This is a genomic window from Cytophagaceae bacterium ABcell3 (genome assembly GCA_030913385.1).
Lineage (GTDB): Bacteria > Bacteroidota > Bacteroidia > Cytophagales > Cytophagaceae > ABcell3.
Genome location: CP133159.1, coordinates 540,439 through 558,195, shown reverse-complemented (window position 1 = coordinate 558,195; position 17,757 = coordinate 540,439). Strand labels below are relative to the sequence as shown.

The 17,757-nt window shown below is 41.7% G+C and carries 7 protein-coding genes; 3 read left to right on the top strand and 4 right to left on the bottom strand.

The window, feature by feature from the left end; all coding sequences use genetic code 11:
* Positions 1–10 precede the first annotated feature (10 nt).
* Positions 11–2,203, top strand: coding sequence for an amylo-alpha-1,6-glucosidase (locus tag RCC89_02345; protein WMJ72016.1), 2,193 nt, complete (start codon positions 11–13; stop codon positions 2,201–2,203).
* Positions 2,204–2,607: 404 nt separating this feature from the next.
* Here RCC89_02345 and RCC89_02340 read toward each other — a convergent pair whose 3' ends face one another.
* The 3 genes from RCC89_02340 to RCC89_02330 are packed head-to-tail and all read right to left on the bottom strand — an operon-like array spanning position 2,608 to position 10,397.
* A complete protein-coding gene (locus RCC89_02340) occupies positions 2,608–3,636 on the bottom strand; it encodes a type IX secretion system membrane protein PorP/SprF (protein ID WMJ72015.1) in 1,029 nt (342 codons plus the stop codon).
* Positions 3,633–6,959 carry a gliding motility-associated C-terminal domain-containing protein gene (locus RCC89_02335; GenBank protein WMJ72014.1) on the bottom strand — a complete coding sequence of 1,109 codons (3,327 nt, stop codon included), beginning with the start codon at positions 6,957–6,959 and terminating at the stop codon, positions 3,633–3,635. Before RCC89_02335 ends, RCC89_02340 begins: the two co-directional genes overlap by 4 nt.
* 12 nt (positions 6,960–6,971) lie before the next feature.
* Positions 6,972–10,397, bottom strand: a complete 3,426-nt coding sequence (locus RCC89_02330; GenBank protein ID WMJ72013.1) for a right-handed parallel beta-helix repeat-containing protein — start codon at positions 10,395–10,397, stop codon at positions 6,972–6,974.
* A 295-nt stretch (positions 10,398–10,692) separates the two neighbouring features.
* Between RCC89_02330 and RCC89_02325 the strand changes: the two genes are divergently transcribed.
* On the top strand, positions 10,693–11,307 hold the full coding sequence (locus RCC89_02325) for a TlpA disulfide reductase family protein (GenBank protein WMJ72012.1): 615 nt from the start codon (positions 10,693–10,695) through the stop codon (positions 11,305–11,307).
* Positions 11,308–11,387: 80 nt separating this feature from the next.
* Here RCC89_02325 and RCC89_02320 read toward each other — a convergent pair whose 3' ends face one another.
* A complete protein-coding gene (locus tag RCC89_02320; protein ID WMJ72011.1) occupies positions 11,388–15,758 on the bottom strand; it encodes an immunoglobulin domain-containing protein in 4,371 nt (1,456 codons plus the stop codon).
* A gap of 264 nt (positions 15,759–16,022) precedes the next feature.
* Here RCC89_02320 and RCC89_02315 point away from each other — a divergent pair, with 264 nt between their 5' ends.
* Positions 16,023–17,282, top strand: coding sequence for a hypothetical protein (locus tag RCC89_02315; GenBank protein WMJ72010.1), 1,260 nt, complete (start codon positions 16,023–16,025; stop codon positions 17,280–17,282).
* Positions 17,283–17,757: the final 475 nt, after the last annotated feature.

Genomic DNA, 17,757 nt, shown 5'->3' with positions numbered 1-17,757 from the left:
AGGAGGTATTATGACCGCTAAAGAAAAGTTCATTCAGCTGGAAGATGACAAATATTATATTTCTGCAGACTCTACTTATGCAGATGATCGTGTCCAGGTACTGAACCACTGCGACACTTTTGGAATAATGGACAGGTGGGGTGATATTACCCCGCTTGGCAAAGAGGTACAAGGGTTGTACCATAAAGATACCAGGTTTATTAGCAAAATCGAACTAAGGGTCAATGACCATAGACCAACCTTGTTAAGCTCAAATATTAAAGAAGAGAATGAAATTCTTTCTATAGATTTAACTAACCCTGAACTGGAGGTAAGGCCAGGTGAAATAATACACCATGGAACTATGCACATAAGAAGAAGCCAGTTCATTAGAGAGCACCAGTTTTATGACGAAATTGTCTTAGAAAACTTTACCGATAAAACACACTTGTTAAACCTGTCCTTAAAGTTTGAAGGAGATTTTAAACACATATTTGAAGTAAGAGGAATTGAAAGAAAACATAGAGGTAAAGTATTAGGATATGAACATCCAGAAAACAATACTTTATATATTTCCTACAAAGGACTAGATAATATAATAAGAAAGTCAGAGATAAGATTCTCAATGCCTTATGACGATATCTGCGACAGTTCCGGAAAACTAACTTTCAGATTACAACTCCAGCCAAAGCAGCCAATAAAATTACAATATTCGATTCTTTTCAGAGAAGGCAGCCAAGAAGATAAAGCCACAAGTTACTCAACTGCCAAAAAACTAATAAACCCAGAGCTGGAAAGTATAAAAAATTTATTTCCAACAATTGAAACTTTTAATGAGCACTTCACTCATTGGATCAATCGCTCGAAGGCAGACCTAGTTTCTTTGCTTGCAGACACCCCACAAGGAAAATACCCTTATGCAGGGGTGCCTTGGTACAATACCGCATTCGGAAGGGATGGCATTATTACCGCACTCGAGACTTTGTGGGTAGCACCAGAAATCTCTAGAGATGTGCTAAAATTCCTTGCTACCAACCAGGCTACTGAAAATGACCCTGCCTCTGATGCAGAACCCGGAAAGATATTACACGAAACCAGGGGCGGAGAAATGGTAAACCTCAATGAGGTTCCTTTCAGGAAGTACTATGGCACTATAGATGCCACCCCTCTGTTCGTTTTACTGGCAGGTACCTACTACCAGCGGACACAGGATAAAGAGCTAATCAAAGAATTATGGCCCAACATTAAAGCTGCCGTAGAATGGATAAACAATTATGGAGATTTTGACAAAGACGGATTTGTAGAATACCAGCACAAAGCCGCCAACGGACTTACAAACCAAGGCTGGAAAGACAGTCATGATTCCGTTTCCTATAAAACAGGCAAACTTGCAGAGCCACCCATTGCACTGTGCGAAGTTCAGGGGTATGTATATGCGGCAAAAAAATATGCTGCAAACTTAGCAGAGCTGATGAATGAGCCACAATTGGCTGAAAAATGGGGGCGGGAAGCCACAAACCTAAAAACCTTGTTTAACGAAAAGTTCTGGGATGAGGAAAATGGTATATATTACCTGGCTCTGGATGGAAATAAAAAACCGTGTCGGGTAAAGTCCTCCAATGCAGGCCATTTGCTGTTTACAGGTATAACAGACTCAGAAAAAGCAGAAAAACTGGTAAAAAGTCTGATGGGGTCTGACATGTTCAGCGGGTGGGGCATAAGAACCCTCTCTTCCCAAGAGAAGCAGTATAACCCCATGTCATACCACAATGGGTCAGTATGGCCACATGATGTTGCCTTAATTGCCTGGGGTATGGCAAACAATGGGTTTCGCGAGGAAGCAGCAATGTTAATGACCGGTCTATTCGATGCTTCTTTATTTATACCACTACAGAGGCTGCCAGAGTTATTCTGCGGGTTTGAAAAAAGAAAAGGAGAGGCACCTACAGCTTACCCTGTCGCATGCTCGCCACAAGCATGGTCCGTAGCCGCTGTTTACTTGCTTTTGCAAGCTATATTACAAATAGACATATCTCCTGAGAAGAAGGAGGTTTCGTTTAATAAACCATTTTTACCTCCTTACTTAAAATTCATCAAAATCAAGAGGCTTCCTTTGGGCAACCAATATACTGACCTGGAAATTATAAGGCATGACAGCAATGATATGGTGGGGGTAAACTGGAAAAATGCGCCTGAAGGTTGGAGGTTGCTGGTTATTAAGTAAAGTTCAGATGTAAGGGGGTGAAGCATTACTTTTTTCACCCCCTGTACATCCCCAAATAAAACCATAATGAATAGCTGACCGTCAGATCATCCCAATGTGAGCTTGTATTTGGTGTATTGACAGCTTCATAAAGTAAATCCCGGGAACCACCAGGCTTATCATAGGGCGAGCTGAAAAACGCCCAAAATGTTGGCTTATTTATATTTGTGTAAAAATTATGAGGGATAGGAGCAAGGGTTTTTCGGTTATTTCTTAATTTACCGTGCACAGTAAATTGAGAGACTTTTAATTCAATACTTTTTTTGGGCTAGCCACAAGCGCACAATCTACTTTATGGCCTTACTAAAGCGCTTCCTGTACTAACCCCCTGACGCCATGAATGTGGCCCACTACATTTTTTACCCTCACCTCCCCCGCTGAAAATCTGGGCAAGGAAGTCTTTTCACCCTCCTGCTTGTCTTTTTGCGTGGAGGCCAGTCAAGACAGAATAAATATATAATGGAAACCTCATGGCTACCATGGGTATTGCGATGCTGTAGCTTTGAAATGGTAAAGTCATAACTATAGGTAAACGCAAAGTCTTTGTACCGGAAACCTGCTTGGGCAATAATCGCGTCGCTTTGGTAAATTTCCTCATGTTGTTCAACAAAAACTCCTCTGTACCAAAGCCCGAGCATGATAGGTGCCTTTATGGTATAAACCCCGAAGTCCACTTGCTGAAAACCAGCCTGTCTTTTGTACAAGAAAGTTGGTACCACCCGCAAGGCTTCTTCAGCCGGCTGGTGGTGATATTGTTTCACGTAAAAATTGTAACCGCCATGTACAGATAACCTTACAGGCAGGCGACTGTCTCTAAGAAAGAACTCTTGCTGTGGTCGACTTAGGTGATGAACTGCCATACCAAACCACCAAGTATCTTCGCCATACATAAAAATTCCCGAAGAAATGTCCATGTAATTTACCCGGTTATGCATGGCCACCTCATCGATGGTAAAACCCTGCACTGGAACCGTTCCATAAAACTGGTCTTCAAATAATAATGAACCGTAATTTATGTTTCTCGAAACATAAGAAGCCTGTAAGCCAAAACGTAAATTAAACTGATCGGTAACAGGAACAAGATAGCTGTAATAACCACTAATATCACTAGAAGAAAGGCCAGCAACGCCTATGTCATCATAAAGCACAGACAAACCAAATCCACTGCGCATATCAGGAACATTCAAATCTGCAAAAGCAGCATGCGTTCTAAAGCTTCCGACAAGTCCCGCCCATTGAACCCTGCTGTTTAGTCCTGCGCGGTAACAGTCAGTTGCTCCTGCCATAGCAGGGTTTAACAGCAAAGGGGCGTTGTAATACTGTGAAAACTGTGGATCCTGTGCCTTTGCTATTAAACATGTAAAGCACAATATTATCAGTAAAGTTTTCCTCATCTTACCAAAGTTATTTCTCCAATGATCCGCTTTTTGTCAGGTGCTCCATCGGTAGGGCACTCGTAATCGAGAATAAAAGGATACACGCCAATAGGGGATTGCTTTCCCTGATATGTCCCATCCCACCTATTACCTATGTCACGTGAGCGAAAAATGACTTCTCCCCACCGGTTAAAGATTTTAAGATCTATCGACTCTGCATTCCCCAAAACTCCTATATCGTCATTTACATAATCACCATTAGGGGAAAAAGCTGTCGGAATATTGACTTCACAAGGCACATGTAAGGGAATATCAAAAGTTTTGCGGGTTATCCCCTGGCATCCACGCCCATCGGTCACCAACAGAGAAACTTCAAACACCCCTTCATCTGTAAAAACCACTATAGGCGCTTGTTCTTCTGAAAAATCCCCATTGTCAAAATCCCATTCATATTTTTCGGCAACAGGGTAGCTTTGAGCTGTAAATTGAAGCTCCGCATCAGTTTCTATGATTCCTGAAAGAGGCTCTATTTCAAATTCGACATCAAGGGTATAGGTGCTGTCACTAAGAAAAACACTAGTATCTGTCCGGCAACTATTATCAAGTATAGATACGACCGAGATTTCATAGTTTCCTGCAGAAAGGTTTTCATTTACACGATCTCCGCGTGCACCATCAAGATAAACTTCAAAATCACCATTGGGGACCTCAAGAGAAATAGCCCCTGACCCATCACTGCAAACTTCACTTTCCAAAGAAACCCCTATTAAGAAGGGCTTTTCAGAAATAGTAAAGCTACTGTCCGTGTCACAACCAGTTTCTATGTCTGTTATATGCACGGCATGGTTTCCAGGAGCAAGATTGCTAACCTGATTCGTTCCTACATTGCCATTCCACTGATAACCATAATCCCGTGAAGGCTCTGCCATAGTCACCGCCGCGGACCCGTTATGCTCATAACATGGCGTATGCTCCAAATCCAGGTGTTCTATGGAAACCGTATAAATGCTGTCATTGATCAAAGCAAAAGTATCCACCCGGCAATCCTGGTCAATATCTGCTACGACTGATATATCATAATTTCCTGATGATAAATTGTCATAAAAGACATTTCCAGCTTCTCCATTGTAGCTTATACTAAAATCTCCATCAGGAAGCGTAAGCGAAACTGTCCCTTGGCTGCCAGCACAAATTTCATCTTGTGTAGCTATTTCTACAGTAAAGGGTAAACCTGTAACACTAAAGCTACTGTCCGTATCGCAACCAGTTTCTACGTCTGTTATATGCACGGTATGGTTTCCAGGAGCAAGTGTATCTATTACGTACTCCCCTACACTCCCACTCCATAAAAATGCATAGCTCCTGCTGGTATCTTCCATCGTTATCGCCGCTTTACCATCATGTGAATAACAAGGCGTGTGAGAAATATCTAACTGGTCGATAGCTATAATTATAGCCGGAACAATAGTAAAGCTTGTGTCCAGCATACACCCCTCCGAGTACAAAGTATCCCTTATTTGCAAATGATAATTTCCCGCATCTAGCCCGCTAATAGACCCTGATTCTACTTGCGGAAACTCCTGCCAAAAGAACTGAGGGTTGGGAGGGCCGTCTATAAGGTTAACCTCTATAGCACCGGTTCCAGGGTCACAGAGCTCATCCTCCACTTCGGCATCAATCTGAACAGGATTAACTATTTCTACATGCAAGGTGTCAAAAGTAATACACCCTTCGTTTTCATTATCAATAGCTTTAATAACAATCTCAGAATTTTCTTCAATAGTAAAAAGTTGCGAGGCTGCCTCCCCTTGTAGAAGATTTGAATCAAAATACCATTCATAGGTATACCTGTCATTGTCATAATGCCCTGTACCATAATCAACGATATGCACCCAAAGATCATCGCCTTTGCAGACAGTTGTATCACCAGCAATTAAAGTGTCAGCATTATAGCTTAATTGAACAGGAGCGAATTCTCTCATGTCCAGCGAAAGCGTATCGTATAACATTTTAGCATACCACCAAGTGTTAATTGTTTCTTGTGTCGCACGACCACCTTCAAGACCACCTCTATTTTGCCATCTGTGGCAGCCATCTGTTTCAGACAAACAGCCTTCCAGATTAACTAGTCCATCACCTCCGACCGTCTGTCCATATTCAATCTCTGAATCATCCCAGAAAAGCAAAGGGGAGTCAAGTCCTTCTGGTTTAAGTATGTTTACCCTATACCCTTCCATGTTATGCTCTACGTCATACAAAGGCATGTGCGTCAATCCGAAGCCAAACGTAGAATAAATAGCATACTCCTCCATATCCACCAAGTTGCCATCATTATCCCGCCCGTCCCAATCTACACAAATTGAATCGCCAGGCTCTATTTCTTTGGCAAAGTGTATATCAATGTTTTCATCATACACTCCATTTTGGTTTAAATCAATAAACCCTTCAAGGTGACCATAGGCGTCTGCCATATATAGAAAGCAGAAGTCATACCCAGAACAAGATATTGCAGTAACATGGCTTTGCAGTGAAACCACAATATCACTGGTTGGAAAAGTTTCTTCATCTGGCGGGTTTAGAAAAACTGGAAATTCAGGAACACTATAGTTGCCCACTCTGGACACCCTATCATCTAAAAACTCCCCTGTATCTTGAAGACCCGTGGAATTTAATTGAATGATAAAGGTATAAGGCTGCATACCGTTCATGTCCACTTCATATACCACTCCGTTTTCGACATAGGGATACACAACTCCCCTAAATGGGTTTACCTGAGCCTCTGTAGAGATCTGCCACCCTTGACTATGCAGCCTACCATTAATGGGTTGATTGTTTGCATCTGCAACGGTAACATCAAACAAATACAGATAGACTTCCTCCCCAGGAAAAGGGTCTAAATTAAACTCCAGAACATAATCCCCTGTTTCATCTACAGGAAGCTCAATGGCATTATAGCCACCCGCTACTCCAGTTTGGGCAGGTCCACTAACAGCTTCATCATAATTATTTATATGTCCAGCACCACCTTGCTGAGTTTCCCCTTCGTAAACTATATTACCTGAAGGGGAAACTACTCTATAAGGCATTCCGGAGAGAAAACCTCCGTTTTTGGTACGGTTATTAAAGCCAAAATATATGGTCTCGTCCAGATCATTGACCCTAATTTTAATTTGCTGTTCATCAGGAGCTCCATATTGCCCAAAGTCGGAATAGTCAGGGTGGTCCATAATGGTAGGAGCACCCCAATCATTTTCTGTCGGACGAAACTCTCTGGTTCCTTCAGCCATCAAATGAAAGATACAGGCATTGAGCATATATACCAATGCAATATATTTCTTCATACGTCTTTAAGTTTATTGCTTAATAAGCTTATAAATCCGTACATCTGTATCAGAACTAAGCCTTACGAAGTAAGGCCCTACTGGCCAGGACGCAGCACTGATCTTATTATTACCAGACACTTCGGCTGTGTAAACAACCTTTCCAGACATATCGCAGATTTCCACCCTTACAGATGTTATAAGACCATCTGTTTTTAAATGGATTTCACTATTGAAAGGATTTGGGTACATCTGAACAGAAGCGAAATCGGCCTCATTAACAGAAGTAGGAGTACAGTTCTCTTCACCAGTATTTCCTCCAACACATTCACCACACTCGTCAATATAGGCCTCACCCGCCCAGTCACCATTACAATCTTGCGCACAGCTGTAGTTAATTTCTTTACCCGTATCGCCTCCGGTACACTCTCCACAATTATCTATACTGGCAGTGCCGCCTAAGTCGCCGTTACAATCTTGTTCACAGCTACTGTTAGGTTCTTTTCCTGTATCGCCTCCCGTACACTCTCCACAATCATCTATACTGGCAGTGCCACCAAAATCTCCGTTACAATCTTGTTCACAACTGCTGTTCGGATCTTTACCTGTATCGCCTCCCGTACACTCTCCACAATCATCTATACTGGCAGTGCCACCAAAACCTCCGTTACAATCTTGCTCGCAACTGCTGTTCGGCTCTTTGCCTGTATCGCCTCCCGTACACTCTCCACAATCATCTATACTGGCGGTGCCGCCAAAATCTCCGTTACAATCTTGCTCACAACTGCTGTTCGGCTCTTTGCCTGTATCGCCTCCCGTACACTCTCCACAATCATCTATACTGGCAGTGCCACCAAAATCTCCGTTACAATCTTGCTCGCAACTGCTGTTCGGATCTTTACCTGTATCGCCTCCCGTACACTCTCCACAATCATCTATACTGGCAGCGCCACCAAAGTCGCCGTTACAATCTTGTTCACAACTGCTGTTTGGCTCTTTGCCTGTATCGCCACCCGTACATTCTCCACAATCATCTATACTGGCAGTACCGCCAAAGTCTCCATTACAATCTTGTTCACAACTGCTGTTCGGCTCTTTGCCTGTTTCACCTCCGGTACATTCTCCGCAGTCGTCTATGCTGGCCGTACCGCCAATATCTCCGTTACAATCTTGCTCCCAAGGCTCTCCAGGTACAGTAAGAGTACCATCACCAAATATAAAATCAGGAAAATCTTCCGCTGTATAAGTTCCAGGGCCTACTTCTGTACCATTAATGTAGATTTCTTCAATTGAAACACTATTCGAAAGATGCAAAGACCCTTCAAGTGAAAGTGAGGAAATTTCTACCCCATCATTTTCAATATACAGGCTCGAACCAGGTCTGACAGATACTTCACCGGAACCTAAAGCAGACACATCAACAACCCTGACAGTTCCTTCAGTAATATCCCAATCACCCGAAAACTGAGAGCCGTCATTAGACAATATAATTTCACCAGAGCCAAGCGTTGTAAGGCTGGCTTCTCCTGAGATACTCCCATAAAGTGTTAAAAAAGCCTGCTCTGTCCTTGATTGAATCCTGCTGCTGGATACAACTTCTATACTTGAAGTCAAAAAAGTTTCATTTCCACCAGTTATGAGCCGGAGTTCACCACCATCTAGAAGGATATTTTCAATTACCCTTTCATCCATTATACGAACACTTCCTTCTCCCACTATACTAACCACTGCTTCTATTGTAGCTTCAGACGTCAAAAGTTCCCCTTGCGGAACGATTGCAGTATCACCAGCTGCCGGCACCCGCCCTTGATCCCAGTTAGCAGGATTGTCCCACTCTCGGTCACCACTGTTATTTGTAAAGACAAAAATCCTGGAGCAGTTATTAGGCTCTATACCTGTATTCCCTCCCGCACACACCTGACAATCATCTATAAATGCTTCTCCACCTGGCTCACCGGCACAATCCGCTGGTCTTATAAAGGAAACAGTATAGGTATTTTCTATACCATCATTATCAGTAGCTAAAACACTTGCCTCACCAGGAACAGAAGAAGCTTGAGTTATGGTAAAACTAACCCCATCCTGTGCTACAGCATCCACTAAAGGAATCTCCTCCCCTTCTTCTATTTCAATTGTATAACTATTCAGGTTAGGGCTAAAGCCATCAATCAATGCTCCATATACCAACAGCTCTGACAACACCACCTCCGTTGTCTCCTCGCCAAGCTCAAAGGCTCCGATATCAGGCCCAGATCCGTTATAAGGTTCTCCTAAATCCACACCAGCATTTATCAAAAAACTACTAGGCTTAGGCCTTAAAAGATCTATTTCAGGAAGAGAACCATCAGGCTGTCTTGGCGATTTTGCCAGTGCAGTATTGACACTTAAAAATTCGTCTTCAGTTACTTCGCTGCTTACCTGCCAACTATTTCCTTCCTCTATAGCATTTGGGGACAGAGACGCAATAACATTAGAAACCGCACTAAGATTATTTCGGTAAATATGACGTTTACTGCCGTCCGACGGATCGTTAGGGAAATAATAGTTACGCCCGTTGTTATAAGCAGTGTTGTGCAAAAGGGTCAGCGCACCTGAATTATTATTATGATCAAACCCTTTATCCTTGTTATCAAAAGCCAAATTGCGAATTACGATATGATCGCCCGGGACACCGTCACCACCGAGTTTTATACCATTGCCATTGCCCCGAAAACCTTCAGGATTTCCAAATACAGAAGCATCACCATTACCAAAAACCCAACAATTTTCAATAGTTACTGTACTTTGTGCCCTCCAGAGGTCGAAACCATCATCAGAGTTCTCCCAAGAGCGGCAGCCATAAAATTTATTGCCTGGACCTACATCAAATTTTGCTGAAAAGCCATCAGCGTTGTTACCTATATTACCGGTAACATTGAAGTTTTGATAGCTGTCGCAGTTTTTAACTAGATTGTGAGAGGCTCCACCTGCCATATGTATCCCAGTATCATTACATCCGTGGGCCGTCATCCTATCAAGAATGTTATGGCTTCCATCCATACGTATACCATTGTGACCAGCATTTTTAATAGTAATACCCACAATCTGCCAGTAACTCGCATTAAGCCTAATGCCATTGTTATTGCTTCCAATGGATTGAGAACTGAAATCCAACACGGGAGTCTCCCCAGAATAAGCATATACAATTATCGGTTGCTCCGATGTACCGCTCCGGCTTGAAGGTATCTGTATGGTTCCGGAATGCTGATAAGTGCCACCCCGCATGATAAATACATCTCCGGGACGAGATATACTAATTGCATGGTTTAAAGTAGCAAAAGGTGCTTCTACGGAACCAGAGTTGTTATTATTACCATCCGGTGCAACGTAAAAAGTCCGCAACCCTGTGGGTTGTGCAGAAATACTTAAGGTCATAAATAGACCATAAAGAAATAAGAGTGGTAGTAGTATTTTCTTCATAAAAATATTTGTTATTGTATCTCCTTTACAACTTGACGATAAAAAAGTAAACAATGCAGATAAGTATTTTTAGAGTTTACCCCTCAAAAAGCCATTATCGCTGAACAATTAGAACTAAAGTTTACTTCATGGTTTACGCAAAAAGAGGCTTAAAAAAGCACTAGCACTTGAAGAATTCACATAAATGAAAAAAGAAAATGTTTATAAACAGAATCTTGGTCCTAAAAAAGAATGTTAACCTTTCGAGATATTTCAACTTTTCGGTAATATTATCAACCACCTACAGGTATAGCGCATGAACAAAAGAAAGTTTTCCCTAAAAGATATCCCCGGTTGGGTGATAACCTTGGCCATCATTGGGATTTTATATATTACTGGCTACCATACAGAGGTAATAGGTCAAGCTCAAAGGGTCGTGCTGGCCACTGGGCTTATAAAACCAAGCCTACCCCACCAAGCTGAAGGTGAAAAAGCGAGTTTAACAGAGAAAAACATGGCAGGTGCAGGATTTCAAATGACAGACCTTAACGGTACACCTGTAAATTTTGAAAACCTACACGGAAAAGTCATCTTTCTAAATATTTGGGCAACGTGGTGCCCGCCATGCATTGCAGAAATGCCCAACATACAGAGCCTATATAAAAAAGTAGATCCTGAAAAAATAGTTTTTGTCATGCTTTCCATAGATGAAAAAGGAAGCGAGAAGGTAAATAGGTTTATCGAGAGAAAAGGCTACACCTTTCCAGTTTATCTACCAGCCAATCCCCTGCCGGCAGCGTTTGCTTCGAATGTGGTACCTGCTACCTTTATCATATCTCCTAAAGGGCAAGTGGTTGCTAAACATGAAGGAATGGCCAATTATGATTCCAAAGAGATGAAAGATTTTTTGAATGGCCTTACAGAGAACTGATAATCATTTTTGAACCCTGCACTTCTTAAAAAACAAAAGGGGCTGTACATGCTTTGTAACAGCCCCGTAAAACACAGCTTTTATTCAACAATAAAAGGATGTTGTTTTGTCTCCTCTCCTACTTCCAGCCTTAAGAAATATATTCCAGCAGGAAGAGAAGAAATATCAAGCAATTTTGTTTGCTCAAATGTAGACTCAAAATAAACTTGGGTACCTAGTCCATTAAAAATTCTTATATCCCGGTTACCAGCCACTTTATATGCAACATGTATCCTGTCATGGGCAGGGTTAGGGTATACCTTTAGTTCAGTTTGGCTGTTTAAGCGGGACAGTCCCGTAATATCAGCTACTGACACATGTATATCATCACTCCTGGTTTCTCCATTATCATTATTAACCACCACGTAGTAAACACCCGCATCATCGGATGATGCATCAGAAATAGCAAATGAACTTTCAGTAGCCCCCTCAATTGGTTCTCCATTAAAATACCACTGATAGGTATTGTTTCCCGGTCCGGAAACATCAACCTCCAATACCAATTCATCTCCTACGTTTACTTCATATGCATCGGCCATATCTGAAATTTCAGGAAGTGCACAAGAAAAGCCAAAGGCCACTCCGGTGTTCCCACCGGCACAGACACCACATGAATCTATAGAAGCTGTGCCACCATATGCCCCGTTACAGTCTTCCTCACAAGGAACTTCACCTGTATTGCCACCCACGCACTCTCCACAAGCATCTTCATAAGCTGTACCATCTGGATCACCGTTACAATCAGTTACTGCATTAACAACAATTTCTATTACATCACTTGCCGTTTCTCCAAACTCGTTGCTCACCACTACATGGTAAGATCCGCTGTGCTGCCCGGAATATAAACTATCTACTTCGTAGGTACGCGAGGTTGCCCCAGATATAGGCGATCCATTATGGTACCATTGGTAAGATATGGTTCCAGGACCTTCATAGTTTACTGTCATTGCCAATGCATCTCCTGTATAGAGGCCTTCTTCTGGATACTCTACAGATATAATCACTGGGGGTTCGCAATTGGATCCAGGTTCTATGCCGGTATTCCCGCCTGCGCAAATTCCACATGCGTCTTCAAAGGCGCTACCATCAGGATCACCATTGCAGTCAGGTTTCGGTTGGACATTTACATCTATTATGTCACTTGACGTTTCGCCATATTCGTTGCTTACCACTACATGGTATGCTCCGCTGTGGACCGAAGATATTGAACTGTCAACTGTATAGCTGCTACCGGTGGCATCCGCTATGGGATCCCCATTGAAATACCACTGGAAAGTAAGTTCACCAGGGCCACTGGAATTTACACTTAAAATAAAAGGATCGCCGGTAAAAATTTCCCCTTCAGGAACAACCAGCTCACTAATGCTTGGTTCTTCGCACGATGAGCCTGGTTCTATGCCGGTATTCCCGCCTGCGCAAATGCCACATTCATCTTCGAAAGCGGCGCCGTCAGGATCTCCGTTACAATCTAGTATAGGTTGGACATCTATTTCAATTACCTCACTTGACGTTTCGCCATATTCGTTGCTTACCACTACATGGTATGCTCCGCTGTGGACCGAAGATATTGAACTGTCAACTGTATAGCTGCTACCGGTGGCATCCGCTATGGGATCCCCATTGAAATACCACTGGAAAGTAAGTTCTCCAGGGCCTGTGGAATTTACACTTAAACCAAACGGATCGCCAGTAAAAATACCCCCTTCAGGCAAAACCAGCTCACTGATGGTCGGTTCTTCGCACGATGAGCCTGGTTCTATACCGGTATTGCCGCCTGCGCATACGCCACACTCATCCTCAAAAGCGGTACCGTCAGGGTCACCGTTACAATCTAGTATAGGTTGGACATCTATTTCAATTACCTCACTTGACGTTTCGCCATATTCGTTGCTTACCACTACATGGTATGCTCCGCTGTGGACCGAAGATATTGAACTGTCAACTGTATAGCTGCTACCGGTGGCATCCGCTATGGGATCCCCATTGAAATACCACTGGAAAGTGAGTTCACCAGGGCCACTGGAATTTACACTTAAAATAAAAGGATCGCCCGTAAAAATTTCCCCTTCAGGTACAACAAAATCACTAATGCTTGGATCTTCGCACGACGCCCCAGGTTCTATGCCGGTATTCCCGCCTGCGCAAATTCCACACTCATCTTCGAAGGCCGTACCAGCAATATCTCCATGGCAATCTTCCTCACAACTGCCTAAAATAATATTTGGACTATCAAAGCCTATAAGATCAAAATTAGGCCCTCCCTCTTCGGTCAAGGATACAAGTTCAATTCTATTGTTACCCTGAGAAAGGTCAAGGGAAACAGATGCTATTTCCCAGTCACTCCAGGCTCCGGTAAAATTGAAGCCCAGCGCTTCCACTTGAGTTTCGCCATTAACTTTTACTTCCATAGCCCGGTTTAGACTACTACCATTGGCATAACGAAAAGATAATGTTGCCGATTGGGCATTTTCACTATTTATAACATACAAAATGGTATTTCCAAGTGCATTATCACCATTAAGATAACCATTGCCCATAAACCCATCATGTTCGGCTTCAACCGCCCCTTCATATACACAAGCATCGGGGCCATCAACAAAGCCAGCGCATGCGGTTTTACCGGTATTCCCTCCGACACAATCTCCACAATCATCTTCTGTGGCAGCTCCTTCTAAATCTCCATTGCAATCAAATGAAGGTTCCATTTCAGCAAAAGTAAACCTCTGATTATCCTGTCCATTTCTAACCCATAGCAAACCCTGACGACCGGGTTCTACAGAATTGCCATGCATATCAATGACTAAATCTGTATTATTTTCTACCGCCAAATGATAAGTTCCATCACCTAATGTTTCTATCCTAAAAGTTGAAGGGGTTTCCGAAAGCGTAAGTGTATTCTCTTGACTACCGTCGCCATAACTGAGGAAAAGGTCTTCTGTAACAGAAGAAATGTGATAGCCAGACCCACTTTGGGTGATTTGCCAAACCTCATTACTGGTTTCAGAACAGGCTTCTTGAGTTACTATGTCACCAGGGTGAAGGCACAGGTCAGAGTGATAAGGCCTTATCTGATAATATCCTTCTTCGAAAGCCATTGTACATGGTTGCTTGCCGGTATTTCCTCCAACACACTCTTCACAGTCGTCTAATACGGCAGTACCACCTGGTATATCATTACAATCGGGCTCTCCGCCTTCACCACCTTCACAACCACAGTCTTCATAAACAGGGCCACCTGTTACACAATTGCCTTCCGCAATACTTTGGGAGCCTTGGATGGAAATTTCATTAGCAGGATTAGAGGCACTACCTCTAAGATCATTATCAATAAACCGGTTGTTGTTAGTATTTCCAAAGCCACTCCCTGAAGAAGTTTCACGGATTCCATAAGAATGATCTCCTGAAATGCACAAATTTCGAATGGTTACATTCTGAGCGGGTTGATGTTCGTTGGTTCTTGAGGCAATTCTTACCCCTTCTCCCCTAGAACCGCTAATAATGCCACCGTTGATGGTATAATCCCAACTATCTTCAATAAAAATACCAGCAGAATTAGAGTTCTCAATATCCACCCAGTCTATAGTAACCCCACGACTTTGAGAAACACCAAATATACCACGGCCACATTCTCTGGCTATTACTTTTTTCACATGGATATCCGGCCCTGCATTATTGGCCGTTCTAAAAGCGGCATAACCGCCACCGTGATTGGCCCGATAGGCGTCTATCAGTTCAACAGTTGCATTTGTCGACCTATTAAGCAAAAGTCCACAACCGCCAGTATTCCGTGTTTCTATGGTTCCAATCGTAACATTATCGGTATCCCATATTTCCACTGCATGATGGGCACAGTGTTCGGCAAATACATAATCAATTTCCACATTTTGCGACCTGGTATCATTTCTACCTTCAATTCGTATACCTAAACCTATGTTGCGTGCCTCAGGTATAGATATATGAATTTGAGATAAAACAACATTAGCACACCCGTGCAACCAAATCCCATATCTCGGATTACCGGTAATAGTCATATTACGTATCTCAATATTGTCTGAGCGAATGCCTCGCACAGGAACTATCAAGTCATCTCCCGTATCATTGACATCCATAGTATTACCATGAAAATCTAGAATGGTAAAAGAAGGGATGTCAAATGTTTTTAAAGAATTAGTACTACCGGTAGAACCGGAGTTCCGAACATTAATTGTTTCTTTGCTAGTCCGCCCTGAGGTAAGATTATTCGCTGCAGATTGAATGGCTGCAATCATATCCGAACCTGTATAGACACTAGACCCATTAACAGTTGCTGTCCACGTACTGCCTGCACGGGTTACTTCCGCTTGGGCAAAAAGAAAAGCCTTGCTGGAAATTATTAACAAGAAAGCAAAAAATAAGGCGTAGATTTTTTTCATAAAAAAAATTTGTTAAAGTAGTTGATTCACAGAGTATGTTATAAGGTACATACAATTCAAAAACAGATAAGTAAACACTTATGCGCAAAAAATTTTCAGCACATGTGAATTGTATGAAACCGTTTTTATAGATCTTTTAGATAATTAAAAAATGTGTTATCTGAACCAGTACCTTATATGCTACTACATATTAATTAAATTGCATAGGTTAATTTACAGATAACCCTTAAAAATCCGTTCTATATATTCTATCCTTCAGGAACTATGAAAAATACTTACCTGATAACTGCTTTTCACTTATTCTTAGTGATACTTTTCATGGTAGTTTTCAATTACCAACAAACTTCAGACGCTATTAGATATATAGCCATTTCAAATGAGTTTCTTGCTCTAGAACTAACACCAGAGTTCAATTGCAACACAGCACCTGGATATCCCTTGTTTTTGGCCATTATTAAGGTTATTACTGGCCACAACAAGTATGTAGTAGCTATAATACAATCCATTATATTCGTTTTTTCTACCCTTTACTTTATAAATTCAGTAAAAAACAAGTATAATCTGTCTGATAATGCGGCCTTCTTTTTATTAGCTTTCTTCATGGTATTTCCAGAGTTTATCCACGCAAACGGAAGCACCTTTACAGAGTCTATATGTGCATCTCTTCTTCTGCTTATAGGCGGAGCCATTGTTAATTTTAAAAAGAAAACAGATCACCTGATACTTATCATCGCCCCTATTAGTTTGGCTCTAGTAAAATTTGAATATTTATATGTTGTAATCATTTTATTGTGCATCTTTTTATATGAAAAGAAGTTTAAAACTCTTTCACTAAGCGTCATCCTTTTAGGAATATGCCTTACAATGAATGGGTTAAAAAACAAACACGTTTTTGGAGTTTTTCAACCTACTTCTTTTGGTTCAGGAACAGTCATTTATGGAGGAAACAATACAAACTTAGATGGTTCTTGGCATATTTACGGAATAACTAAAAACTATATACCCAAAAAACATGAGGCTTCTATGGATTCAATCATCCAACTGAGCGCTCAACATAGCTGCATTGAGAAAGATAAGTTTTATAAAAAAATGGCTCTAGATGCTTGGAAAAACAGCTATATAGACCAAATTAAAACCATCCCTTTAAAAGCAGGAAAACTTTGGCTATTACCAGGAAGTATGGATTTCTACACCGGACAGGTTGAAATTAAAACCGGATTACAGATAAAAAGCTTGTTCAGCGATGAGCTGTGGCCTTGGTATGGCAAATATAAGCATGGTATTTACCTAATTATTTACTGGGTCTATTTAGCCATAAGCTTAACAGGGGTAATTATAAAACTAAGAACAATAGGGCTGGACAAAATTGATGTATTTTTTCTAAGCATCCTAATCATTAACACAGCTATATATTCTATCCCTTTTTATGGTCTTGGGAGGTTCCACCTACCAGTGTTACCTTTGCTGGTTTATTATTCTGTTTTTGTGTATTCCAAATTATTCAGTTCACAGAGACAGTTATAGGGTATACAAAACAGATAAGCAAACACTTATAAGTAAAAAATAGGATACAAAACGGTATACTGATACAACGCTCAAATAGACCCAAAATAATATCTGAGCCAGCACCTTATCCCAAGACCTGCCCCACCTGGTCTTAAGTTAAGCGCTAGCGATTCTATGACCAACAATTAATAGAGCATCCGCTCGCACACAAAATAGCTGTCTCTGACAAAACCCTCCGGCATTATTTGTCTGAATCAGAATTTTCAGGATTATAGAATTAACAGAATGGAGGCATGGCTTCTCACAGTCTATCCTAGAAGGCCATATTTTATAGAATTAACAGAATGAAGGCAGAGCTTTTCACAGTCTGTGGTAATTCGCTACCCTGTTCACTTGCCGTATCCGGAAATCCGATCCTCACCCCAACCTTGTTAATAAAGCCATATGCTAAAGGTAGCTTGCAGCTACCCAGATGATAACTTATTTATAGTGA